This window comes from Aliiroseovarius sp. F47248L (assembly GCF_023016085.1).
Lineage (GTDB): Bacteria > Pseudomonadota > Alphaproteobacteria > Rhodobacterales > Rhodobacteraceae > Aliiroseovarius.
This window is the reverse complement of sequence record NZ_JALKBF010000001.1, coordinates 2,702,610-2,723,778: the sequence shown is the minus strand read 5'-3', so window position 1 is coordinate 2,723,778 and position 21,169 is coordinate 2,702,610. Positions and strand designations below refer to the sequence as shown.

The 21,169-nt window shown below is 56.4% G+C and carries 27 protein-coding genes; 16 read left to right on the top strand and 11 right to left on the bottom strand.

Annotation, left to right across the window (positions count from 1 at the left end; genetic code table 11):
• Window positions 1-63 precede the first annotated feature (63 nt).
• Window positions 64-735, bottom strand: a complete 672-nt coding sequence (locus tag MWU51_RS13470; RefSeq protein WP_247037895.1) for a flagellar hook capping FlgD N-terminal domain-containing protein — start codon at window positions 733-735, stop codon at window positions 64-66.
• A gap of 12 nt (window positions 736-747) precedes the next feature.
• Window positions 748-1,863: a flagellar hook-length control protein FliK gene (locus MWU51_RS13465; RefSeq protein WP_247037893.1), complete on the bottom strand. Its 1,116-nt coding sequence runs from the start codon at window positions 1,861-1,863 to the stop codon at window positions 748-750.
• A gap of 608 nt (window positions 1,864-2,471) precedes the next feature.
• Here MWU51_RS13465 and MWU51_RS13460 point away from each other — a divergent pair.
• The 6 genes from MWU51_RS13460 (at window position 2,472) to MWU51_RS13430 (ending at window position 6,196) form a co-directional block, all read left to right on the top strand.
• Window positions 2,472-2,717 carry a rod-binding protein gene (locus MWU51_RS13460; protein WP_247038854.1) on the top strand — a complete coding sequence of 82 codons (246 nt, stop codon included), beginning with the start codon at window positions 2,472-2,474 and terminating at the stop codon, window positions 2,715-2,717.
• Entirely contained in the window at window positions 2,704-3,057 is a 354-nt protein-coding gene (locus MWU51_RS13455; protein WP_247037892.1) for a hypothetical protein, read from the top strand. Before MWU51_RS13460 ends, MWU51_RS13455 begins: the two co-directional genes overlap by 14 nt.
• A 208-nt stretch (window positions 3,058-3,265) precedes the next feature.
• On the top strand, window positions 3,266-4,558 hold the full coding sequence (locus MWU51_RS17100; protein WP_281502666.1) for a flagellin: 1,293 nt from the start codon (window positions 3,266-3,268) through the stop codon (window positions 4,556-4,558).
• 74 nt (window positions 4,559-4,632) lie between these two features.
• A complete protein-coding gene (flaF, locus tag MWU51_RS13440; protein WP_247037890.1) occupies window positions 4,633-5,004 on the top strand; it encodes a flagellar biosynthesis regulator FlaF in 372 nt (123 codons plus the stop codon).
• A complete protein-coding gene (flbT, locus tag MWU51_RS13435) occupies window positions 5,001-5,405 on the top strand; it encodes a flagellar biosynthesis repressor FlbT (RefSeq protein WP_247037888.1) in 405 nt (134 codons plus the stop codon). Before flaF ends, flbT begins: the two co-directional genes overlap by 4 nt.
• Entirely contained in the window at window positions 5,402-6,196 is a 795-nt protein-coding gene (locus tag MWU51_RS13430; protein ID WP_247037886.1) for a DUF1217 domain-containing protein, read from the top strand. The genes flbT and MWU51_RS13430 overlap by 4 nt, the downstream gene beginning before the upstream one ends.
• A gap of 20 nt (window positions 6,197-6,216) precedes the next feature.
• Here MWU51_RS13430 and MWU51_RS13425 read toward each other — a convergent pair whose 3' ends face one another.
• Window positions 6,217-7,536, bottom strand: coding sequence for a FliI/YscN family ATPase (locus tag MWU51_RS13425; protein ID WP_247037884.1), 1,320 nt, complete (start codon window positions 7,534-7,536; stop codon window positions 6,217-6,219).
• 85 nt (window positions 7,537-7,621) lie between these two features.
• Here MWU51_RS13425 and MWU51_RS13420 point away from each other — a divergent pair, with 85 nt between their 5' ends.
• The 9 genes from MWU51_RS13420 to MWU51_RS13380 are packed head-to-tail and all read left to right on the top strand — an operon-like array spanning window position 7,622 to window position 12,185.
• Entirely contained in the window at window positions 7,622-8,011 is a 390-nt protein-coding gene (locus MWU51_RS13420; RefSeq protein WP_247037882.1) for a FlgB family protein, read from the top strand.
• An 11-nt stretch (window positions 8,012-8,022) separates the two neighbouring features.
• The gene (gene flgC, locus MWU51_RS13415; protein ID WP_247037880.1) at window positions 8,023-8,415 is read left to right on the top strand and encodes a flagellar basal body rod protein FlgC; all 393 of its coding nucleotides are present in this window, start codon (window positions 8,023-8,025) and stop codon (window positions 8,413-8,415) included.
• Window positions 8,416-8,426: 11 nt separating this feature from the next.
• Window positions 8,427-8,717: a flagellar hook-basal body complex protein FliE gene (gene fliE / locus MWU51_RS13410; RefSeq protein ID WP_247037878.1), complete on the top strand. Its 291-nt coding sequence runs from the start codon at window positions 8,427-8,429 to the stop codon at window positions 8,715-8,717.
• The gene (locus MWU51_RS13405; protein WP_247037876.1) at window positions 8,717-8,986 is read left to right on the top strand and encodes a flagellar biosynthetic protein FliQ; all 270 of its coding nucleotides are present in this window, start codon (window positions 8,717-8,719) and stop codon (window positions 8,984-8,986) included. The genes fliE and MWU51_RS13405 overlap by 1 nt, the downstream gene beginning before the upstream one ends.
• Before the next feature lie 2 nt (window positions 8,987-8,988).
• The gene (locus MWU51_RS13400) at window positions 8,989-9,708 is read left to right on the top strand and encodes a flagellar hook-basal body complex protein (RefSeq protein ID WP_247037874.1); all 720 of its coding nucleotides are present in this window, start codon (window positions 8,989-8,991) and stop codon (window positions 9,706-9,708) included.
• Between the two features lie 11 nt (window positions 9,709-9,719).
• Window positions 9,720-10,505 carry a flagellar basal-body rod protein FlgG gene (flgG, locus tag MWU51_RS13395; protein ID WP_247037872.1) on the top strand — a complete coding sequence of 262 codons (786 nt, stop codon included), beginning with the start codon at window positions 9,720-9,722 and terminating at the stop codon, window positions 10,503-10,505.
• Window positions 10,505-10,936 carry a flagellar basal body P-ring formation chaperone FlgA gene (flgA, locus tag MWU51_RS13390; protein WP_247037870.1) on the top strand — a complete coding sequence of 144 codons (432 nt, stop codon included), beginning with the start codon at window positions 10,505-10,507 and terminating at the stop codon, window positions 10,934-10,936. The genes flgG and flgA overlap by 1 nt, the downstream gene beginning before the upstream one ends.
• A 16-nt stretch (window positions 10,937-10,952) precedes the next feature.
• Window positions 10,953-11,681 carry a flagellar basal body L-ring protein FlgH gene (gene flgH / locus MWU51_RS13385; RefSeq protein ID WP_247037868.1) on the top strand — a complete coding sequence of 243 codons (729 nt, stop codon included), beginning with the start codon at window positions 10,953-10,955 and terminating at the stop codon, window positions 11,679-11,681.
• A 9-nt stretch (window positions 11,682-11,690) separates the two neighbouring features.
• The gene (locus MWU51_RS13380; protein WP_247037866.1) at window positions 11,691-12,185 is read left to right on the top strand and encodes a flagellar basal body-associated FliL family protein; all 495 of its coding nucleotides are present in this window, start codon (window positions 11,691-11,693) and stop codon (window positions 12,183-12,185) included.
• A 16-nt stretch (window positions 12,186-12,201) separates the two neighbouring features.
• Here the strand turns inward: MWU51_RS13380 and MWU51_RS13375 are convergent, their stop codons facing one another.
• The 3 genes from MWU51_RS13375 to MWU51_RS13365 are packed head-to-tail and all read right to left on the bottom strand — an operon-like array spanning window position 12,202 to window position 15,378.
• Complete coding sequence (locus tag MWU51_RS13375; RefSeq protein ID WP_247037864.1) at window positions 12,202-13,449, bottom strand: FAD-binding oxidoreductase; 1,248 nt, start codon at window positions 13,447-13,449, stop codon at window positions 12,202-12,204.
• A gap of 31 nt (window positions 13,450-13,480) precedes the next feature.
• Entirely contained in the window at window positions 13,481-14,428 is a 948-nt protein-coding gene (locus tag MWU51_RS13370; protein ID WP_247037862.1) for a proline racemase family protein, read from the bottom strand.
• Entirely contained in the window at window positions 14,419-15,378 is a 960-nt protein-coding gene (locus MWU51_RS13365) for a dihydrodipicolinate synthase family protein (RefSeq protein ID WP_247037860.1), read from the bottom strand. The genes MWU51_RS13370 and MWU51_RS13365 overlap by 10 nt, the downstream gene beginning before the upstream one ends.
• Before the next feature lie 169 nt (window positions 15,379-15,547).
• Between MWU51_RS13365 and MWU51_RS13360 the strand changes: the two genes are divergently transcribed.
• Window positions 15,548-16,213, top strand: coding sequence for a GntR family transcriptional regulator (locus MWU51_RS13360; protein ID WP_247037858.1), 666 nt, complete (start codon window positions 15,548-15,550; stop codon window positions 16,211-16,213).
• On the opposite strand, the gene MWU51_RS13355 is transcribed toward MWU51_RS13360, so the two are convergent.
• The 5 genes from MWU51_RS13355 to MWU51_RS13335 are packed head-to-tail and all read right to left on the bottom strand — an operon-like array spanning window position 16,210 to window position 21,169.
• Window positions 16,210-16,908 carry a fumarylacetoacetate hydrolase family protein gene (locus MWU51_RS13355; RefSeq protein ID WP_247037856.1) on the bottom strand — a complete coding sequence of 233 codons (699 nt, stop codon included), beginning with the start codon at window positions 16,906-16,908 and terminating at the stop codon, window positions 16,210-16,212. The two genes, MWU51_RS13360 and MWU51_RS13355, sit on opposite strands and share 4 nt — an antisense overlap.
• The gene (locus tag MWU51_RS13350; protein WP_247037854.1) at window positions 16,905-17,741 is read right to left on the bottom strand and encodes an alkaline phosphatase family protein; all 837 of its coding nucleotides are present in this window, start codon (window positions 17,739-17,741) and stop codon (window positions 16,905-16,907) included. Before MWU51_RS13350 ends, MWU51_RS13355 begins: the two co-directional genes overlap by 4 nt.
• 25 nt (window positions 17,742-17,766) lie before the next feature.
• A complete protein-coding gene (locus tag MWU51_RS13345; RefSeq protein WP_247037852.1) occupies window positions 17,767-19,404 on the bottom strand; it encodes an ABC transporter ATP-binding protein in 1,638 nt (545 codons plus the stop codon).
• Window positions 19,401-20,216, bottom strand: coding sequence for an ABC transporter permease (locus tag MWU51_RS13340; RefSeq protein ID WP_247037850.1), 816 nt, complete (start codon window positions 20,214-20,216; stop codon window positions 19,401-19,403). The genes MWU51_RS13345 and MWU51_RS13340 overlap by 4 nt, the downstream gene beginning before the upstream one ends.
• Complete coding sequence (locus tag MWU51_RS13335; protein WP_247037848.1) at window positions 20,213-21,169, bottom strand: ABC transporter permease; 957 nt, start codon at window positions 21,167-21,169, stop codon at window positions 20,213-20,215. Before MWU51_RS13335 ends, MWU51_RS13340 begins: the two co-directional genes overlap by 4 nt.

Genomic DNA, 21,169 nt, shown 5'->3' with positions numbered 1-21,169 from the left:
AGCGGCACCGTTTCAAATCAAAGCCAAGCTATGATGGAGGGGGGTCAAGGGCAACCGCATCCATCACGTATCGCGGATCGCTGAAACCGTATCCGCCTGAACCTTTTGGCCGCTATCAAGGATCAGCCACAGTTTTCCATCGGTGTTCTGGCTTTCGGTGATCTTGCAATACGCCTGTACCGGGTCGGTGGAAAGGTGAACACCATTGCCAGAGCTGACCAGTTCGAACGAATAGATGCCACGCGGCAGTGGATTGCCTGACTGATCCACACCAGCCCATTGAACCGGATCGGTCGAGGTTGGTATGATTTTAGTTTCAACAACATCGCCGGCTGCGTTTTTGACGACCAGCCTTGTTTCATCGGCACCAATTGCCGGTTGTGGCACCAGCGTGATCGGTGTTTGGTCAAACAGAACTGGGGCAGCGACCCGAGCTTCCATCCCTACCCAGCCGGCAATATCAGACAGCCCCATCAGGCCAAGTTTTGTCCCGAGCCCATCCAGAAGGTCATTGGTCCGCACCTGTTGTTCGACACCCGAGAAGGTCGCCAATTGCACGGCGTAGTCGGAGGATTCGATCGGGTTCAGCGGATCCTGATTTTCCATCTGCGCGGTCAGCATCTTTAGAAAAGTTTCAAAATCGGACGAGATCACGGGGTCGCCGTTCTTCGTTCCGTCGGAGTATTGAGCGGGGCTAGCCGTCAAGGCGGCGGGCATGGTCTGAGATACGTCCATTGGGTGTCCTTTCTAGATCCGAATATCGATGCCGGTGGTTTCTCCGACTTGGATCTGAACCACGTCTTGTGTCGCAAGCGTGTTAGCGGCGTCATTGCGAACTGTAGCTGGCGGTGACCCAGGCTGCTGCGATTGCCCGCCTGAAGCAGTGTCTTGCTGTTGTTGCCGGAACGAGAAGCTGACATCGTCATACCCCAACGCGTGCATATCCTGCGCAAGTTGTTCGATATGACGACGCATCAGGTCCAGCGTCTCGGGACGTTCAACTTGAACGATGACGTTCAACGAACTTGCTTCGGTCTGAAAGCTCATCCGCACGCGTCCCAACTCTTCAGGGTTCAGTGTCAGTTCGACCGGTTTGTCAGAATTAGATCGCACAACGTCGGCCAGTTGTGCAGCAATAAGACGTGGCAATTCTGGCGATGAACGGGCGTGCGCGACAGACAGGCCGGCATCGCGAATTTGGGGCGTATTCATGTCTGGCAGTGCCTTATCTGGCACAATAAATGTTTCGACCGTTGTAGATGGGTCATCCAGAGAATGAGCCGACAGGGTTGTTAAGTTTGGAGAGCCAGCTATAGCGGGTGTCGCCGTAAACGACAGTGACGGCGACGCATGCGTTTGTGTGGTTTTGGCTTCGCTGCGTGACCATCCATCTTGGGGCAGTCGCTCAGATCGTGCTGATTGTGCCGGATCGTCCGAAACTGAAACCTTCGAAGCTACTTTTACAGGGTCATACGAAGTCGTGCCGGGCGTCATAGCAACCGGCTTTGCTTCAGGCATCTCGGTGGCAGAATGACCCATCGCCTTCAGTGGTGCAGGATCAAGTACGCCTTGGCCAGCGGGCAAGGGTGGTGTCAGCGTCGTTTGAACGACGGCGCCCACGGGCGTTGGGTTGGTTGCGGTTGGAAAAAATAGCTGGGTCGCGTTTGGCTGAGCGGTATCCAGCGGCGCCGACGCCCGATGAGGGGTCGGGGTAGCGTTGCTGGGCAGATGACCGTCCCTTGGTCCGGCTGCCGTTTGTAGTGGGTCGCTAATGGATGCCTGGGCGTGATCAAGGCTTGGAATGACTTTCCAATCGCCCCACACACTAGTGGAATGCGTTGTTTCAGGAATCAGCTGTGGCATCTTGCTGATCTTCTGCGTCCCGCCATCAACCCTATCTGACATTTCGGGTGAAACAAGTTGGCTTGCCTTATCTGGCCTTGAGATGCTGCCGGTGGGAATGGAATGGGATGAGGAAAGCGCCTGAGGTTCAGTCATGTGAAGGCCGCCGGATTTACACAGTTCGGGCGTTTCGATGTTGTGACCGTCGAGGCTTAGCTGAAGCTCGGTTTCAGCATCCTCTTGCAACCCAGATATTTCTAAGCGCGTGTGAAGAGGCTGAGATATTCGCGGGGCAGACACCTCCGCCGCAAACCCTGAGAAGGATATGTCGTTACCCAAAGAAAATGGGGCGATTGCTTTTGCATCCATATCCGCCACCGTCGGCTGTTTGCCTAGTCTGGGCGCTTGCCGAGGGTCGCCATCAATGGACCCATTAGTCGGAGTGGCGGGGTGTAGCTGCATGTCATATTCCGGGTGTTCTGACTCCGTTTCGATGATCATGGCAGCAGCAAGTTACCAGTTCTTTACTGCTTGCTGCGATAACCAGAAAAATTGTCGTCAAAAGGGAGACGAACATGGATGCAGTTGGACCCACACACTTAACAAGCGCACCATCACGTCCTGATTCCATGGGGCAAAATGATGCCCGCCTGATGGATGTCGCACGCAAGCTGGAAGCTAGTTTTCTGTCTGAAATGCTGAAATCTGCAGGCGTCGACAAAACCCCTGACAGTTTCGGCGGTGGCGCAGGTGAAGATCAATTTGCGTCGTTTCTGCGTCAGGCACAGGCTGAGGAAATGGTGAAAACAGGCGGTATCGGGTTGGCTCAGTCGTTGTTCGAAGCATTAAAGGAGCAAGGCAATGGCGGGCGTTAACCCAGCAAGTATTGCGAACGCACTAGAAGATCTGCTGAAGCGAGAGCGGGCCGCGATTCTTGCTGGTGATTTCGAAAAGCTGTCCAGTCTTGCGCCTGATAAAGAGCGACTACTGAACCGATTAAGAGTGCCGGAGGGACATCCAGCGGCGCTTGAAAAACTTCGTCGGCGGGCCGATCAAAACCAGCAATTATTGGCAGCGTCTGCCAGAGGAATTCGAGCCGCCAAACTGCGGCTGGAGGCTTTGGTGTCCGGTCGATCTGAACTGCGCACCTATACGCGCGAAGGTCAGGCGCAGGATTTGTCGAAGCGGGACTCATGTCTGGAGCGGAAAGCCTGACCAGGAAAATGTTATCTCAAATTGAAGGCAAGCAGGGTGGTTGGATTCAGACTTCCTTTAGGTCATTCGGGTCAGTTTCGTTCTGCATCCCAATGGGTGGCGCGTGCCGCGTAGTTGGCAACGCAACGGTCAGAAAGACTTGCAGATCCGCCTTGGAAGGCGGTCACGAAATTTGGCGTAAAGCGCCAATAACTAAAGGAAGTATCAAATGTCCAGTATTCTGACCAATAACAGTGCGATGGTCGCACTTCAGACATTGAAATCAATCAACTCGAATCTTGCCAGCACACAGGCGGAAATCTCGACGGGAAAGGCCATCGGGTCAGCCAAAGACAATGCAGCGGTTTGGGCGATTTCCAAGGTGATGGAAGCCGACGTTAAAGGCTTCAAAGGTATCTCAGACAGTTTGTCGCTGGGTGAAAGCACCGTCGCGGTCGCGCGTCAGGCGTCGGAAACCGTGACTGACCTGCTGACAGAAATCAAATCCAAGATCGTGGCAGCACAGGAAGACAATGTCGACCGAGGTAAGATCCAGACTGACATCGTGGCACTTCGCAACCAGATCACATCCGTTGTTGGTGCGGCGCAGTTCAACGGATTGAACCTAGTCGATGGGTCGCAGACCGGAACCAATGCTAATGGCAATACCGGCGTCGACGTTCTATCATCACTTGATCGGAAGGCCGATGGTTCCATTGTTACCAGTTCGATTGGTGTGGACGCGCAAAACTTGTCGCTGACGGCGGGTACGGTGCTGGCAGGCGGGGCCGCTTCGGTCGGAACGGATACCGGCACGGCCGGAGTGATCGACGCCAATGACGGTGGCACAAACGATTCGATCACGTTGGATACGTTTGCATTCCTTGATGCCACCGGTGGCGCGACGGCGACTGCCGCGGTGATGCCAGATGCGGCAGGAGTTGATACGACCGTAAACACGGGTTTGGTCGTTGGTGATCAACTTTCCCTGACTATCGGAACCGTTCAGGGGAACTATGTCATCAAGGAAGGTGATACAGCAGAATCTGTTGTGGCAGGCATGAAGAACGCGATGGTTGCACAAGGGCTTGATGGAAGTAGCTTCAGCATGGACATCGACACCAATGCGGCTCAGTTGGTGATCACCAACGAAACCAACGCGGATGCCGCGTTCTCTTTCAGCGCGTCGCGTGGATCGGGCGGTCTTTCAGGTTTGGCGACAATGGACGTATCGACCAGCGGAGGTGCTGATGCAGCCCTTGGCGCAATTGAAAACATGATCCAGACGTCGATTGATGCCTCGGCCACTTTTGGTTCGGTTGAAGGCCGGATCGAAATTCAATCCAACTTTGTGGGCAAGCTGTCGGATTCTCTGAAAGCCGGCATTGGTGCAATGGTGGATGCCGATATGGAAGCAGCTTCGGCGAGGTTGCAGGCACTGCAGGTTCAGCAGCAGCTTGGCACGCAGGCATTGTCGATTGCCAACCAGGCACCGCAGAACATTCTGTCGTTGTTCCGCTAATCTGACTTGAGGGCGCCAAAATGGCGCCCTCATCCTACCCTTCGCACATTACCCGTCACAGGAAGGATATCCCCGTGAACGCAGTCACCTTGGCCAAAACGGCCTACAACACATCCTCCCGCGCACCGTTGGGCACATCTCGCGGAATAGAATACGATGCATTCGCAAAGGTCACACACCAATTGAGCCGGGCTCCTTCCACAGGCTTCGCCAATCTGGCCGCAGCTCTTCATGAAAACCGCCGTCTATGGACTTTGCTTGCCGCGGATGTCGCAGATGATGGCAATGCTCTGCCCAACGAATTGCGGGCACGCATTTTTTTCCTGGCTGAGTTTACGGCCGATCATAGCCGAAAAATTCTGTCCGAGGGTGAAGATGTTTCCGTTCTCGTTGATGTGAACACAGCCATTATGCGTGGATTGCGCCAGTCTGGAGGTGCGTCGTGAGTGGTCTTGTTCTGAAGCTTAGCCCGAAAGAACGTGTTTTGATCAACGGAGCGGTGATCGAGAACGGCGATCGCCGGTCGCGCCTCTCCATCGTCACGCCTGATGCCAACATCCTGCGACTGCGGGATGCGATCCACCCGGAAGATGCCAATACGCCGGTTCGCAGGGTTTGCTACATCGCGCAGCTTGTTCTGTCAGGTGATGTCTCCAAAGACGATGCCCGCTTGCAGCTTTTGCGCGGGATCGAGCAGTTGAGCCAAGTTTTGACGGACGTGGACAGCCGCGATCTGCTTTCCTTGGCGACATCGGCTGTGCTTGAGGATCAGCACTACCTTGCACTTAAACAATTGCGCGCTTTGTTGCCGCGCGAGGAACGCCTGCTAGGCGCACGCCTTTCATGAGCTATCAACCCGTCATACCTATGGGCGGCGCGGCGGGTTGGGCGTTTCTGCAGCGCACACGGGTCGCGCAACAGGCGGCATTTAATGCTTCGCCTGCAATCCAGCGAGACACACAGTACTTCGAAGAAAAGATAGGGGCGGTCCAAACAAGTAAAGATCTGATCAGTGATCATCGTCTAATGCGTGTCGCATTGGGTGCCTATGGGTTGGACGACGATATCAATAACACCTATTTCATAAAAAAAGTGCTGGACGATGGCACTCTGGACACCGGCGACCTTGCCAACAAACTGTCCGACAAACGATATCTGGAGTTTGCCAAGGATTTCGGATTCGGTGACTACGACATACCGCGCACGCAGATCTCAGATTTCGGATCCCGAATAGCTGATGCCTACCGACAAAAGCAGTTTGAAACTGCGGTGGGTGAGCAAGATGCAAACATGCGGCTGGCCATGACATTGGATCATCAACTGTCTGATATCGTGAACGGATCTGGCTCAGATGATACGAAATGGTTCAAGATCATGGGCAATCCACCGTTGCGCGAAGTGTTTCAGACAGCCTTCGGCTTGCCCAGCGCGTTCGGGACCGTCGATATCGATCAACAGCTGGAAACCTTCCGTGACAAAGCCGACCAATATCTTGGTGGCAGCACTGTCGATCAGTTTGCGGATCAGGGTAAAGTCGACGAGCTAAATCGGCTTTTCCTCGTGCGATCTCAGATCGCATCCGGCACCGCGTCGATGTCTAGTGGCGCGATTGCATTAAGCCTGCTTCAGACGATTTAGCCCCTTGTGCAGATCAGGCCTCATCTGGGTGCCATACACGCCGCAAGGCGCTGAAAGCTGGCAGAGCTGTTTTTTGTTTCCGCCTGAGTCAGAAAGGCATCGAGGTCAGGCCAAGCTGCGATCGCCTGATCCAAAACGGGGTCAGATCCGGCGGTATAAAGGCCGGACTGGATCATCATTTCTGATTTGCTGTATTGCCCCAGCAGTTTGCGCCCTTGAGAGATCAAGGCGTTTTCGTCATCTGTTGCGGCTTCTGGTAGCGCTCTTGATACCGAGCGCAGCAAATCTATTGCTGGAAAGCGGCCTCGTTCTGCAATGTTGCGATCCAAGACGACATGCCCGTCCAACACGCCGCGCAGAATGTCGGCGACGGGCTCCTCCATATCCGAACCGGCCACAAGAACCGAAAAAACGGCGGTGATGTCGCCGGCCATGCCAGCGCCCGGCCCAGCCCGCTCGCACAGTGTAGTGATTTGCTGAGCGGTGGATGGGGGAAATCCCCGTAGATTTCCACCTTCGCCCGCCGCAAGTGCGATTTCGCGGTGCGCTTCGGCGTAACGGGTGATGCTGTCGGTCAGTAGCAGTACGTGCAAGCCTTGATCGCGGAAGTGTTCGGCCACGGTCATCGCAGCCCAACCGCACCGGCGTCGGATCATGGGCGACTGATCTGAAGTTGCCGCGACCACGACAGCACGCTTCATCCCCTCCGGCCCCAACACCCGATCAACAAACTCCCGTACCTCGCGCCCACGTTCACCAATCAGCGCGATCACCACAACATCAGCCTGCACGCCAAGTGCGAGTTTTGCCAGCAATGTCGACTTGCCGACACCAGACCCGGCAAACAAACCGATCCGCTGCCCACGTACGATGGGCAGAAACGTGTTAAAGGCCGCAAGTCCTGTTTCCAACCGTGCACCAAGTGCACGACGCTCGGTCGGGTTCGCGGGTTGCCCGCGCAGCGGGGTGGCTCGAGTGCCTCGTAGTATCGGCCGTCCATCCATCGCCTGCCCCATGGGATCGATCACACGTCCAATCCAACTGTCGTCGGGCGCAATCTCGGCACGCCCTTGCAGAACAACCTGATCCCCAATCTGCAACCCTTCAACATCCCCATCGGGAAGAATCGTCACGGTATCGGTGCTCAAGTTCAGGATTTCACCCATACGCGGGCGCCCGGTTCTGGGGCGAATATCGACAAGATCAGCTTGCGCCGCGACCGATGACAAGCCGCGCACCCGCACAGTGCCCCGGCCAATTTCAACAATACGCCCGACATCACAGACGGTGCGTACAGAAGAAACTTCGGCGGTCAATTGTTCAAATCCGATCTGGGTCACGCGTTATCTCCAATCAATTGCTGAAACTGTTTTTAAAGGAATCGGGGTTAAGCCTTGGTTGAAGCCAATCGAGGGAGAAGCCCCGATGTTTGAAAAAATGAGTATCCTGACCAAAGCCGTGGGGCTGGCGCAACACGCTGCCGCCCGCCAATCGGTCATCGCGCGGAACGTTGCGAATGCCGACACACCCGGTTACCGCGCCAAGGATATTGCGTCATTTGCGGACACAATTCGCGACGATAGTGGCACCGCAATGCACGCCACACGTGTCGGTCACTTGAACGGGTCGTCAGGACGACCTGATCCTGAACAGCAGGCGGTGTATCGTGCAGGGGCGATGTCGCCCAACGGCAACTCGGTCGCATTAGAGACTGAGATGATGGCCGCCGCCGAGGCAAAACGCGATCATGATCTTGCCCTGACCGTCTATAAAACCTCGCTGGGCATCATGCGCACAGCGCTGGCCCGCAGGTGAGGTGACGCGAGATGAATGACCTGAAATCTTCAGTTGCCGCTGCCGCATCCGGTATGCAAAGCCAGGCAAACCGCCTGCGTCATGTGTCGGAAAATATCGCCAACGCCGATACGCCCGGATACCGCCGTAAGTTGGCCAGTTTCGAAGCGGTGATGGACGGTGGGCAAGCCACCGGTGCCGTGCGGTCGGGGCGGGTGACACTGGATCAGACAGCCCTTCCTGCCATTTATGACCCGGCGCACCCGATGTCGGACGAAACCGGACACTATCAAGGATCGAACGTCGATCTTGTGATTGAGATTGCGGACGCCCGTGAAGCACAACGCAGTTACGAAGCCAACCTCAAGATGTTCGATCAGGCCCGACAGATGTCGCGCAGTCTGCTTGACCTTCTGCGCCGATAGGATTTTGCGCCATGGATATCAGATCAACTCTTGCCGCCCAGCAGTATGCCGCGTCGCGACAGGCTGCGACGCCAGCGCCGCAGAATGAACAAAGCACGAACCCGTTTGCGACGGCTGCCAACAGCTTTGCCGAGACTATCCAGCAGGGTGAAAAAACCGCGATGGCCGCGCTGTCGGGCAACGCAGACCCGCACGCACTGGTCCAGGCGTTGGCGCAGACCGAACTGGCAGTCGAAACCGCTGTGACGGTGCGGGACAAGGTCGTCGAGGCCTATCAGGAAATTCTGAGGATGCCGATCTGATGATGGATGAGATTATCTTTTACGACACATTGCGCGCGGGTCTTTGGATTGCGGTGATGATCTCGCTGCCGATCCTGACCGTGGCGCTGCTGTCAGGTCTGATCGTCGGGCTGTTCCAGGCGCTGACCTCAATCCAGGAAATGACGCTGACCTTCGTTCCAAAACTGATTGCGATCCTTGTGGTGTTCTGGGCCAGCATGGGGTTCATGACCGAAACCCTTGTCGGATTCTTTCAACTGCGGGTGATCCCGCTGATTGTAGGGGGATAGGCATGGACAATATCGGCTATACGTCGCTGACCCGCCAATCGGGCTTGATGCGCGAGATGCAGAGCGTTGCGAACAACATTGCCAACGCGTCGACCACCGGCTTTCGGCGCGAAGGTGTTGTGTTCTCGGAATATATCCACGCGCTGGCACCGGGTGATCCGTCACTTTCCATGGCGATGGCGAACACGCGGGCGCTTGACCTTCAACAAGGGGCGCTGACCCAAACCGGCGGTTCATTCGATTTTGCGATCGAGGGGGTGGGGTTCTTCCTGCTTGACGGATCCGAGGGTCAGTTCTTGACGCGCGCCGGATCATTTACGCCATCGGCTGAGGGTGAATTATCCACACCCGATGGGTATCGGCTTCTGGATGGTGGTGGGGCGCCTGTCTTTGTTCCGCCAGATGCCCAAACAGTTTCTGTGGCCGCAGATGGAACATTGTCAATTGATGGTAGGGCTGTGGCACAAATCGGGCTTTATACTCCTACGGACCAGAACGATCTTCTGCACCGCGATGGCGTCCGGTTTGAGGCACCCGGTGGAGTGGAAACAGTGCTGGACGATACTGCGATATTGCAGGGCTATGTGGAGGGGTCGAATGTCGATCCGATCTCCGAAGTGGCCCGCATGATCGAAGTTCAGCGCAGCTATGAGCTGGGCCAGAAGTTTCTTGAAAAAGAGGACGAGCGTATCCGTTCCGTCCTGAAAACCGTCGCCGGATAAAGGGGTTCTCTATGCGTGCATTAAACATCGCAGCTACAGGTATGTTGGCGCAACAAATGCGGGTCGAAACGATCTCGAACAACCTCGCCAACATGTCCACGACCGGATACAACGCGCGGAGGGCCGAATTTGCTGACCTGCATTACCAACAGATGGCCCGGGCAGGCACGATAAGCGCCTCGGACGGCACCGCGTTGCCCACAGGGATTCAACTGGGTTTGGGTGTGCGCCCAACATCCGTGTCGATGCTGGTGCAACAAGGCACGCTGTCGCAAACTAATGGCAACCTGGACATCGCCATCGAAGGCAAGGGCTATTTCGAGGTGACGTTGCCCTCGGGTGGATCCGGTTACACGCGAGATGGCGGTTTGAAGCTGTCCGGCGACGGCTTGATCGTGACCTCGGATGGTTATGCGGTCGCGCCTGAGATCACTGTTCCCAGTGATGCGAGATCCATCTCGATCAACGCAGATGGCGAGGTTTACGCCTATTTCGAAGACGCGGTCGAACCAGAGCTTTTGGGCGCTTTTACACTTGCGGGATTCACGAACGAAAAGGGGCTTGAAGCAATTGGATCGAACCTGTTTCGCGAAACACCTGCCTCTGGTCCCGCATTCGTCGGAGCGCCGGGTGAAGATGGGCGGGGTACCCTGCGCCAGGGTTATCTGGAGAACAGCTCGGTTGATGCTGTACGCGAGATCACCGAACTGATCGCAGCGCAACGCGGGTACGAGCTGAATTCGAAGGTCATCACCGCCGCCGACCAAATGCTTGCGGCAACGACGCAGGTGCGGTGATGCGAGTGCTGTTCAGCCTTTTTCTGCTTCTTTCCTCAACCACCATGGCGTTGGCCGATACTGTTGTGGCCGCACGTAACATACGAGCCAATGCGGTCGTCACGGTGCAGGATCTGAAACTTGTCGCGTCGGATATGCCCGGTGGCTTTCAGTTCATCGAAGACGTAGTTGGGCAGGAAGCGCGCGTCGTGTTGTATGCAGGTCGCCCCGTGTTGGTGAACGATGTCGGTCCGCCCGCGCTGGTCGAACGCAATCAGATCGTGACGCTGGCCTATGTGTCGGGTCCGCTGACCATTCTGGCCGAAGGTCGCAGTCTTGGCCGGGCAGGTATCGGCGACCGGGTCCGCATCCTGAACCTGTCATCACGCACCACTGTTACCGGCTCTGTTCAGGCGGATGGAACGGTGTCTGTCTCATACACACGTAATTGAAATCAAGGGATTTTCCATGCGTCCTGTTACAATCTTGTTGATCACTTCGATCGTTGTTTCCGCATGCACTCGTATGAAGAATGTCGGAAAGGCACCGGATTTGAACCCGGTGGAAATGAGCGCGGAACATGTTGCGATGAGCGCGTCGGCCCTGCCGCGCACGGCACCTGCGAAAAGTTCTCCGGTGCGGGCATCACTGTGGAGCGGTGGGCGCCAATCGCTGTTGGGTGACCGGCGGGCGCAGCAGGCCGGGGACATTCTGACCGTCGTCATCGAAATTGACGATCGCGCCGAATTTTCAAACAGTTCAAAGCGTGCACGTTCCGGGTCCGAGGAGATGGGAGTGCCCAATTTTTTCGGCCTGCCGCAATCCATCGACAAAGATCTGCCTGATGGTGCGTCGATGGGAAATGCAGTGTCGCTGTCATCCAGCAGTGCGTCCAACGGCAACGGGTCCGTGAAACGGAATGAGAAGCTTGAGTTGCGTGTCGCTGCGACAGTGATTGGTACCCTGCCCAATGGTGTTCTGAAGATTCAGGGCACGCAAGAGGTGCGCGTGAACTTCGAACTGCGCGAGCTGTTGGTCACAGGCTTCGTACGGCCCGAAGATATCTCGCGCCAGAATGAAATCTCGTATGACAAGATTGCATCGGCGCGGATTTCCTATGGTGGGCGTGGCCAGATAAGTGACGTTCAGCAGCCTCGATACGGCCAGCAGGTCACCGACATCATCCTGCCGTTCTAAGGGGGCGACATGGGAAAAATATTTCCGATAGTGCTGGCTTTGATCGGGTTGGCGGCAGGGGGTGGCGCCGGGTATTTCCTGAAACCGCCACCTGCGCCAGAAATAGTAAACCCGTGCGGAGATGTCGGCGGCGAGGATGATAGTCAGTCAGACCCCGACGTGATTGCCCATGCGGATGTGGACAGTGAATTTGTTAAAATAAACAATCAGTTCGTGATCCCGATCGTAAACGATGAGAAGGTGACGGCGCTTGTCGTTCTGTCGCTTAGCCTTGAGGTCTCTACAGGAAATCGCGAAGCCGTTTACCAGCGCGAGCCGAAGCTGCGTGATGAATTTTTGCAGGTCATGTTCAACCACGCCAATACTGGCGGCTTTGATGGTGTTTTTACACAAACAAGCCGTCTGACCAATTTACGCCGAGCGTTGCGTGAAGTGGCGACCAGTATATTGGGCGCAGTTGTCCATGATGTGCTTGTCACCAACATCGTGCGACAAGATCAATAGATGCCAGGCCCCAAGATCAGAATCGTGTAGCAGCAAAGGGTGCAAGATCGACTGCTGGATTGGCGCGCATGGCAAGGTCTGCGACCAGTTCCGCGGTGCCAGCCGATTGGGTCAGACCCAGATGCCCATGCCCAAAAGCATAAATCACGCGATCACCGGCGCCAGAAGGACTGATGACCGGCAGGCTGTCAGGCAGCGAAGGGCGATAGCCCATCCATTGCGTGCCATCCGACACGTCTAGCTCAGGCATGAATGATTTTGCTTTCTGCACCAGAATTTCCGCACGGCGATAGTTGGGAGGCAGGTCCAGTCCACCAAGTTCGACTGCGCCACCGATGCGCAAACCAACCCCGATCTTGGACATGACAAAACCATGTTGGGCAAAGGTCAGGTGGGTTTTCAGGTCTACGGTCGTATGTTCAAAAGTTGTGTTATATCCGCGCTCGGTTTCTAGCGGGATGGAATCGCCGATTTTTGCGGCCAACCTGTGCGACCAAGCTCCTGCGCAAATGACGACTTGTTTGGTTTGCAGTTTGCCTTTGTCCGTCACGAGTTCAATGTGATCAGAGCGGGGTGTAAGATCGCTAATCTCTAGTGCTTCAAACCCACCGCCTTGATTGGCGTATCTGCGAGCCAACGATTCGGTCCATTTCTGAGGATCCGTGGTGTTGAACCAACCGGGCGTGAAACCGGCGTGGGTAAACTTCCGGCTCAGGCCTGGTTGAATTTCGGCGATGTCACCGGGACTGGTCAGCAGCGTAACGTCGATGCCAAGATCGGACCTGCGTTGCCATTTGGGTTGCGCTTGTTCGAAAGCCCGCGCGCCTTCATAAAGCTCCAGTTGTCCTTCGCGGCGGATCATGTTCGCATCCCCGAACCGGGAAAGCTGCCGTTCGAAGGCGGCTTCGCAATGGTTCATCAGGCGGGTTTGTGCCGTGACTGCATGATCATATCGATCCGCCCAGCTGGCGCGCCAGAATCTCAGCATCCAAGGGGCAATTTTCAACGCATAAGACGGTGGAATAGACAATGGTCCCAGCGGATCCAGCAGCCATTTTGGCGCGCGCCGCATGATGCCTGGTGTGGCAAGCGGTTCGATTTCGGAGAATGCGAAGGCTCCCGCATTGCCACGCGATGTCTCGGCGGCGATGCCTTCGCGGTCGATCAGCAGTGGGGTGCGACCCCGCGCCTGAAGCTCAAGCGCCGTGCTGACCCCGATGATCCCCGCGCCGATAACGACAATGTCGATGGGATTGTTTGTCATTCCGGTTCTCCAAAGGACGAGGCGCTCTGTGTCAGCTTTCGCGTTTGTGGGTGCAAATGCCACCCCGAAACGGGTCGGCAGTGTTGAATACCAAAGTGGCTTCGGACGTAACGAAAGCCTGCCCCTGAATGGTGGCCACAATGCCGCCCGAAGGGTGGGTAACATAGCTGCAGTCATAGCTGCTGCCGATCACGCTTTCCTGCTGCCAGACAACGCCTTCCGAGAGCTTACCGTCCGCGGCTAAACAGGCCAGCTTGGCTGAACACCCGGTGCCGCAGGGTGATCGATCATAAGCACCGCCGGGACAGAGAACAAAGTTGCGGCCTTGTGCGGTGGTAGATTTTGGCGGGCCGAGGAGCTCTATATGATCAATATCGGCTCCATCAGCTCCGGTGATCTGGGCACGGTTCAATGCCGAGCGGATACCATGTGCGGCTTGGGTGAGAGCTGGGATGTTGCTTGGGCAAAGGTCGATCCGGTCGAACTCGGTCAGAAAAAACCAGTTACCGCCCCAAGCGATATCGCCCGTGATAGGACCGATGCCATCGACTTCGACCGTTACGCCAGATTGCAGGCAATAGCTTACGACATTGGTGACCCGCACGGTGTTAGGGTCCTCAAGTTGGGCCGTCACAACGCCAACCGGGGTTTCGATCCGGTGGGTGCCGGGACCGATCTGTCCTAGATACGCCAGAGTCGCGGTCAGCCCAATGGTGGCGTGTCCACACATGCCAAGGTTGCCAACCGTGTTGAAAAAAATCACACCCGCCGCGCAGGTCGGGTCGGATGGCGGTACAAGAAGCGCGCCGACCATGGCATCATGGCCTCGAGGTTCAGCCAGCGTCGCGGTATAGATCCAGCTATGCTCATCACGAAGCTGCCGGGCACGGTCGGAGAGGTTGCCGGTGCCAAGATCGGGCCCGCCCGACAGGATGACCCGAGTGGGTTCGCCTTCGGTATGGCTGTCGATCACGCGCATTCGGCGACGACACCTTCCTGCTTGGACCACGCAGAATACCAATTGCGGAACAGGTGGAATTGGCTTTCCGCATAGTTGCGCTGGGCATCTGTCAATGCATCGGTTTCGTTGAAGTGGGTGCGATAGGCATCGTCTCCGGTCATCACCATCAGATGTTTGTAATAGAGCACAAGATCAGGGCCTTCGTCGAAGCTAGATAAAACGGCCAACGCGTCTTCAAGTTCTTGCGCCTTTACGCGGGCATCGGGGTCTCCGGTGGCGGCTTTTTTGCTAAGGGCAACAAGATGCAGCACTTCGCGTGGCAGTACGTTGCCGATGCCGGTGATGGCCCCGGTTGCGCCGCAGTTTACATAACCGTGGAATACGGTCGTATCGACGCCGATCATCAAGGTGATGTCGTCGTCTTTCGAGGTGATGTTTTCGGCGGCATAGCGCAGGTCGTCCGCGCCTCCGAATTCTTTGAAGCCGATTAGGTTCGGGTGTTCATCCCGGAGCGCAAAAAACAGGTCCGCGCGGGTCGCGAAGCCGTAATAGGGACTGTTGTAGATCACGGCGGGCAGGTCGGGGGCCGCCGACAAAATGGCCGCGAAATGTTTGCGTTGGGCATCGGGCGACGATCCGCGCGACAAGACGCGGGGGATCACCATCAGACCCTTTGCGCCAACCTTCGCGGCGTGGGCGGCGTGGGCCACAGCCATCTTGGTGTTTACCGCTCCGGTGCCGACGATAACCGGGATGCCCGCAGCAGTCAGGCGGGCCACGCCCTCCATCCGCTCGTCGTCGGTCAGAAGCGGCCAATCGCCCATGGAGCCACAATAGACAACGGCCGACATGCCGGCGGCGATCAGCTCCAATCCTTTGGCTACCAGTGCGTCGTAGTCTGGTTTGCGGTCAGATGTGCACGGGGTCATCAGGGCGGGAATGCAGCCTGTGAAGATGTCTGTGTTCATCGGGGTCTCCTTCGTGGCCGGAAAGGCGTGATGAGTGGCGCGAATGGTTTGATTGTTTAATCCTGTTTTGTCTTATTGTAAATTGGATCCAATATGCAATAATAATCTCTCACTACTTCAATGATCCGCCGTCCTTTGGTAGGGTGTGCGCGGGCAAGGAGGCCTTTTGATGCAACTCAGATCTGTCGATATTTCCAAGACTGCGTCTGCCGCCACGATCATCTTTGATGCGCTGAAGAAAGCGATCATTGAAGGCGAGATTGAGGAAGGAGCGCCGTTACGTCAGGATGAGATTGCCAAGATGTTCAATACCTCGCGCATTCCGGTCCGCGAAGCGATCTTGCGGCTTGAGGAACACGGGCTGGTGCGGTCGCAGCGCTATAAAGGGGCGGTTGTGTCGTCGTTGTCTTCAACCGAAGCGTCCGAGATTTTTGACTTTCGCGCTGTGTTAGAGCCGCATGTGATTCGCCATGCGGTGCCAAGAATGACGCCAGACATTTTGGCCCGGGCGCGTGACTATTGCGAAGCCTTCCATTCAGAAGCAGATCCGATGAAATGGGGGGATCTGAACCGGCAGTTCCACGCGACGCTCTACAACGCCAGCGGTCTGACGTATCATCTTGAGGCCATCGACGGCGCGTTGAACAGGATCGACCGCTATCTTCGGGCGCAATTGGTGTTAAGCGAAGGCATGTCGCGCGCAAATTCCGAGCATATGCAAATTCAAAGCGCCTGCGAGCGTGGCGATGCAGACGAAGCCGCAGCTTTGACCGAACGTCATATTCTTGGTGCTCGGGACAGTTTGGTCCTGCATCTGTCGTCAATCACAGGTTAACCAGTCTTGTCTCCGATTTGGGTCGTTAGTTGGCCCAGACCTTCGATTTCAACCACGCACTGATCGCCCGGTACAAGCGGGCCGACGCCCTCGGGGGTTCCGGTAAAAATCAGATCACCGGGGGCAAGCGCAACCAACGACGAAAGATAGGCGATTACATCGGCGACCGGCCAGATCAGATCAGACAGGTTAGACGACTGGCGCGTCTCTCCATTCACTGTCAAGCTGATCGCCCCACTGGTCAGATGACCCGTGACAGAAACCGGATGAAGCAGCCCGCAAGGGGCCGAGTGATCAAAACCTTTTGCCATGTCCCAGGGCCGCCCGATCTTCTTGGCGGATGCTTGAATGTCGCGTCGGGTCAGGTCATTGCCAACCGCGTATCCCCAGACGTGATCCAGGGCTGCATCACGCGCAATGCCGGCACCGCCAACGCCGATAGCGACCACAAGCTCGGCCTCGTGATGCAAGCTGTCGGTGCCGGGGGGATAGGGAACTGTTGCCCCGTCAGCGACCAGCGCATCGGCGGGCTTTGAGAAAAAGAAGGGCGGTTCCTGGTCGGGGTTCGATCCCATTTCACGCGCATGCGCGGCGTAATTCTGGCCGACGCAGTAAATGCGGCGCACGGGAAAGTGGTCATCCGACCCGGCGATTGTCAGAAACGATTGCGCGGGGCAGGGAATGGCCCAAGTCATGTCAAGAATACCTCGGCTTTCATGGTTTCAGGGATGGGTGCCCCCAGTCGCGACAGGATCGTGGGCGCAATCTGCAACTGGTCCAGTCGGTCGTCGAAGTCGGGGCCGGTCGCGGGGCCGAAGTAATACAGCGCCGCATCCTGTTGTAGTTCCTCGCGCCCGCCGTGGTGACCACGATCGGTCTGGCCATGATCAGCGGTAACGATAATTTCGTACCCGTCGGCGCGCCAACGGTTGATGAACAACGCCAGCTGCTCGTCGGCCTGAAAACAGGCGTGGTCCATTTCTCGGCATTCATGCCCGAACCTATGACCCATACTGTCCAATGTGCAGGTGTGCAGAATGCCATAGTTTAATCCGAACCTATCGCAAAGCATGGTCAGAGTTGCGAACAGATCAATGTCGGCAGGCGTGGTTTGGTTGATCAGCCCGTAACCTGTCATCGTGTGAAACCGACCATGGTTGATTGTTGGGCTGTCCGGCTCGTCATACTCAATATCGCGCACCAGATCGAAGGGTGCACGGTTGAAGAATTCGGACCAGAAACTATGCGTGACGGCACCGGTAATTCCGCCCGCCTTGCGCACTTGACTGAAAATATCGGGTTGGGCCAATCGGAACACGTTGCTGTTGCCGGTGCAGCCGTGATCCTGAGGCGTGACGCCCGTATGGATCGAGGCATAGCAACTGGCGGATGTGGACGGCAGGACCGAGCGCACCTTCCACCGTTGTGCATCGCCACTGTCGACCCAGCCTTCCAGATTGCCAAACAACCTGCGCCAGTTGCGCCATGGAACACCGTCCAGAATGATCAGAAGCAGCTTGCGATCCATTACATACGCCCCAAACAGACTGCCGTTAGTTTCCGGCGCTTTCCATTTTGCGGTGTTTTACTACCTCTTCCAGCCAGCCAAGCCGCATTTCCGGAACCGAGCTGAGCAAAAGGTCGGTGTAGTCATCAAACGGCGGTGACATTACTTCAGCCTTTGTACCATAACGCACAACACGTCCTTGATACATCACCGCAATGCTGTCCGCGATGGCGCGCACCGTGGCCAAATCATGTGTGATGAACAGATAGGCGACGTTTTCCCGTTTCTGAAGGTTGTGCAGCAGCCTAAGAATGTCTTCGGCAACCAAAGGGTCTAAGGCCGATGTCACTTCGTCACAAATTATGATCTTGGGTTTCGCGGCCAGAGCGCGGGCAATGCAGACCCGCTGCTTCTGACCGCCCGAAAGTTCGGCCGGATAGCGGTCTTGGAACTCAACCCCCATTTCGATGTCGTTCAATAGTTCTTCGATGCGCTTGCGTTTTTCTGCGCCGCGCATTCCGAAATAGAACTCCAACGGGCGCCCGATGATCGTTCCGACGGTCTGGCGCGGATTCATCGCGACATCAGCCATCTGATAGATCATCTGAATTTCGCGCAAATCATCACGTGAGCGACCAGCAAGGTCGGCAGACAGCGTTCGGTCTTCAAACACGATCTGCCCTTCGCGTGCGGGCAATAGCCCCGTCATAACACGCGCGGTTGTCGATTTTCCCGATCCGCTTTCACCCACGACCGCAAGGGTTTGCCCCGCGTGCAGCTCCATCGAGACGTCGTGCAAAACGTCAAAGTTTGTGCCTTTGTAACGTGCAGTAACGTGTTCGATGGTCAGAACCGGATTGTCCGTCGGGGGTTTGCCTTCGTGAATGCGTGACCGAACCGAGACCAGATCGCGTGTGTAATCCTCGACCGGGGAATTGATGATCTGATCGGTGGTGCCGTGTTCGATCATGTCACCCATACGCAGCACCATGATTTCATCCGAAACCTGCGCCACGACTGCCAGATCATGCGTGATGTAAAGCGCGGCCACGCCAGTGTCGTGGATCGCGTCCTTGATCGCCATCAGCACGTCAATCTGTGTGGTAACATCCAACGCAGTGGTGGGTTCGTCAAAGACCACAAGATCGGGCTCTGGACATAGTGCCAACGCAGTCATGCAGCGTTGCAACTGCCCGCCGGACACCTGGTGCGGATACCGGTCGCCGATCGTTTCGGGATCGGGCAGACCAAGCTTGGCGAACAGCTCAATCGCGCGCGTCTCTGCGTCCTGCTTCGAAAACTTTCCCGCATGAACAGAGGCTTCAATGACCTGATCCATGATCTTTTTTGCCGGGTTAAAGCTGGCCGCTGCCGATTGCGAGACATATGTCACCTCGGTTCCGCGCAGTTTGCGCAGATCGCGCAGGCTTGTGCCAAGGATTTCACGACCGTTGACCCAGACCTCGCCGCCGGTGATTTCAACCCCGCCGCGGCCATAGGCCATGGTGGCAAGCCCGATGGTGGATTTGCCTGCGCCGCTTTCGCCGATCAGGCCAAGTACTTTGCCTTTTTGAAGATCGAAGGACACGCCGTGCACAATCTCGATGTCATGGGGTTTTTCACCGGGCGGATAGACGCGCGCGCCAATCTTCAGGTCGCGCACAGCCACAAGATTGTCGCTCATCCCCGTCCTCCTTTCAGGCTGGTGGTCCGGTTCAGTACCCAGTCGGCCACAAGGTTAACCGAGATTGCCAGTGTGGCGATGGCTACAGCAGGCACAAGGGCTGCTGGGATGCCATAGACGATACCGTCCTTGTTTTCTTTCACGATCCCGCCCCAGTCTGCGTTGGGTGGCTGCACACCTAGCCCAAGGAACGACAGGGTCGAAACAAACAACACCGCAAAGATGAAACGCAGTCCCATTTCTGCAACCAGCGGAGACAGCGCATTTGGTAGAATCTCACGAAAGATGATCCAGATCCGACCTTCACCGCGAAGCTTGGCGGCTTCGACGAAGTCCATCACGTTGATGTCTACTGCGACCGCGCGGGCCAGTCGATAAACACGGGTTGAATCCAGAAGCCCCATGACCAGGATTAGGATCGGCAGCGTCACCGGCATGACCGACAGCACCACCAATGCGAAGATAAGAGTCGGAATCGACATGATCAGATCGACAAATCTGCTGAGCACCTGATCGATCCACCCGCCGATTACGGCGGCGGTAAATCCAAGGATTGACCCCAACGTAAAACTGATAATGGTGGCAGCGGTGGCGATGAATATCGTGGTACGCCCGCCGTAAATCATACGGCTTAGCAGGTCACGGCCGATATTATCGGTGCCAATCCAGTGGTTAGCGGACCATGGCTCCCAAACACCACCGACAACTTCGGTCATCGTATAGGGTGCAATCCAAGGCGCGAAAATCGCCATGAAGAAATAAAGCCCGGTGAAAAACAGGCCGAACAACGCGGCTGGGGGAATTCTGGTCATTTCGGATGCCTCAACCTTGGGTTTGCAAGGATCGACACAACGTCGGCCACCATGTTCAGTCCGATATAGACCGCTGCGAAGATCAACCCACAGGCTTGCACCACCGGCACATCACGTTTTGACACGTGGTCCACAAGATACTGGCCCATGCCGGGATAGGTGAACACAACCTCGACCACCACGACGCCAACGACCAGATAGGCAAGGTTCAACATCACAACGTTGACGATGGGCGCGATCGAATTTGGAAACGCATGCCGCCAGATTATCGTGAACATCGTCAGACCCTTCAGTTCGGCCGTTTCGATATAGGCCGATTGCATCACGTTCAGAATGGCGGCCCGCGTCATACGCATCATATGGGCCAGCACCACCATGGTCAGCACGGCAACCGGCAAGGCGATCGAACTTAACTTCTGTCCAAGGCTCATGCCGTCATGGATCATGGCAACGGTGGGTGCCCAGCCCAGTTTTACGCCGACGAAATACATCAGGATGTAGCCGATCAAGAACTCTGGCACCGAGATCGAGGCCAGCGTGACCGCCGAAATAAGTTTGTCTGGCCAGCGCTCGCGATACCGGACCGCCAGCAATCCAAGAAAGATGGCCAGCGGGACCGAGACCACCGCAGCCCAGAAGGCAAGGAACAGGGTGTTTTTCAGACGCGAGCCAAGGCTGGAGGCGATATCTTGCCCCGAGGTCAGCGCGGTGCCCAGATCACCCTGAACAAGCCCGCCCAACCAGTCGAAATATCGGCTGAGGGCTGGTTCGTTCAGGCCAAGCTCTTCGCGAATATTGGCCAGAGCCTCGGGGGTAGCAGATTGACCCAGAATGGACTGCGCCACATCGCCCGGCAGGATGTTCGTGCCCCAGAAGATCAGGGCCGAAACCATCAGCAGAAGAAGCAGGCCCAGCGCGATGCGCTGGACCAGCAGTTTTAATAATAATGGCAT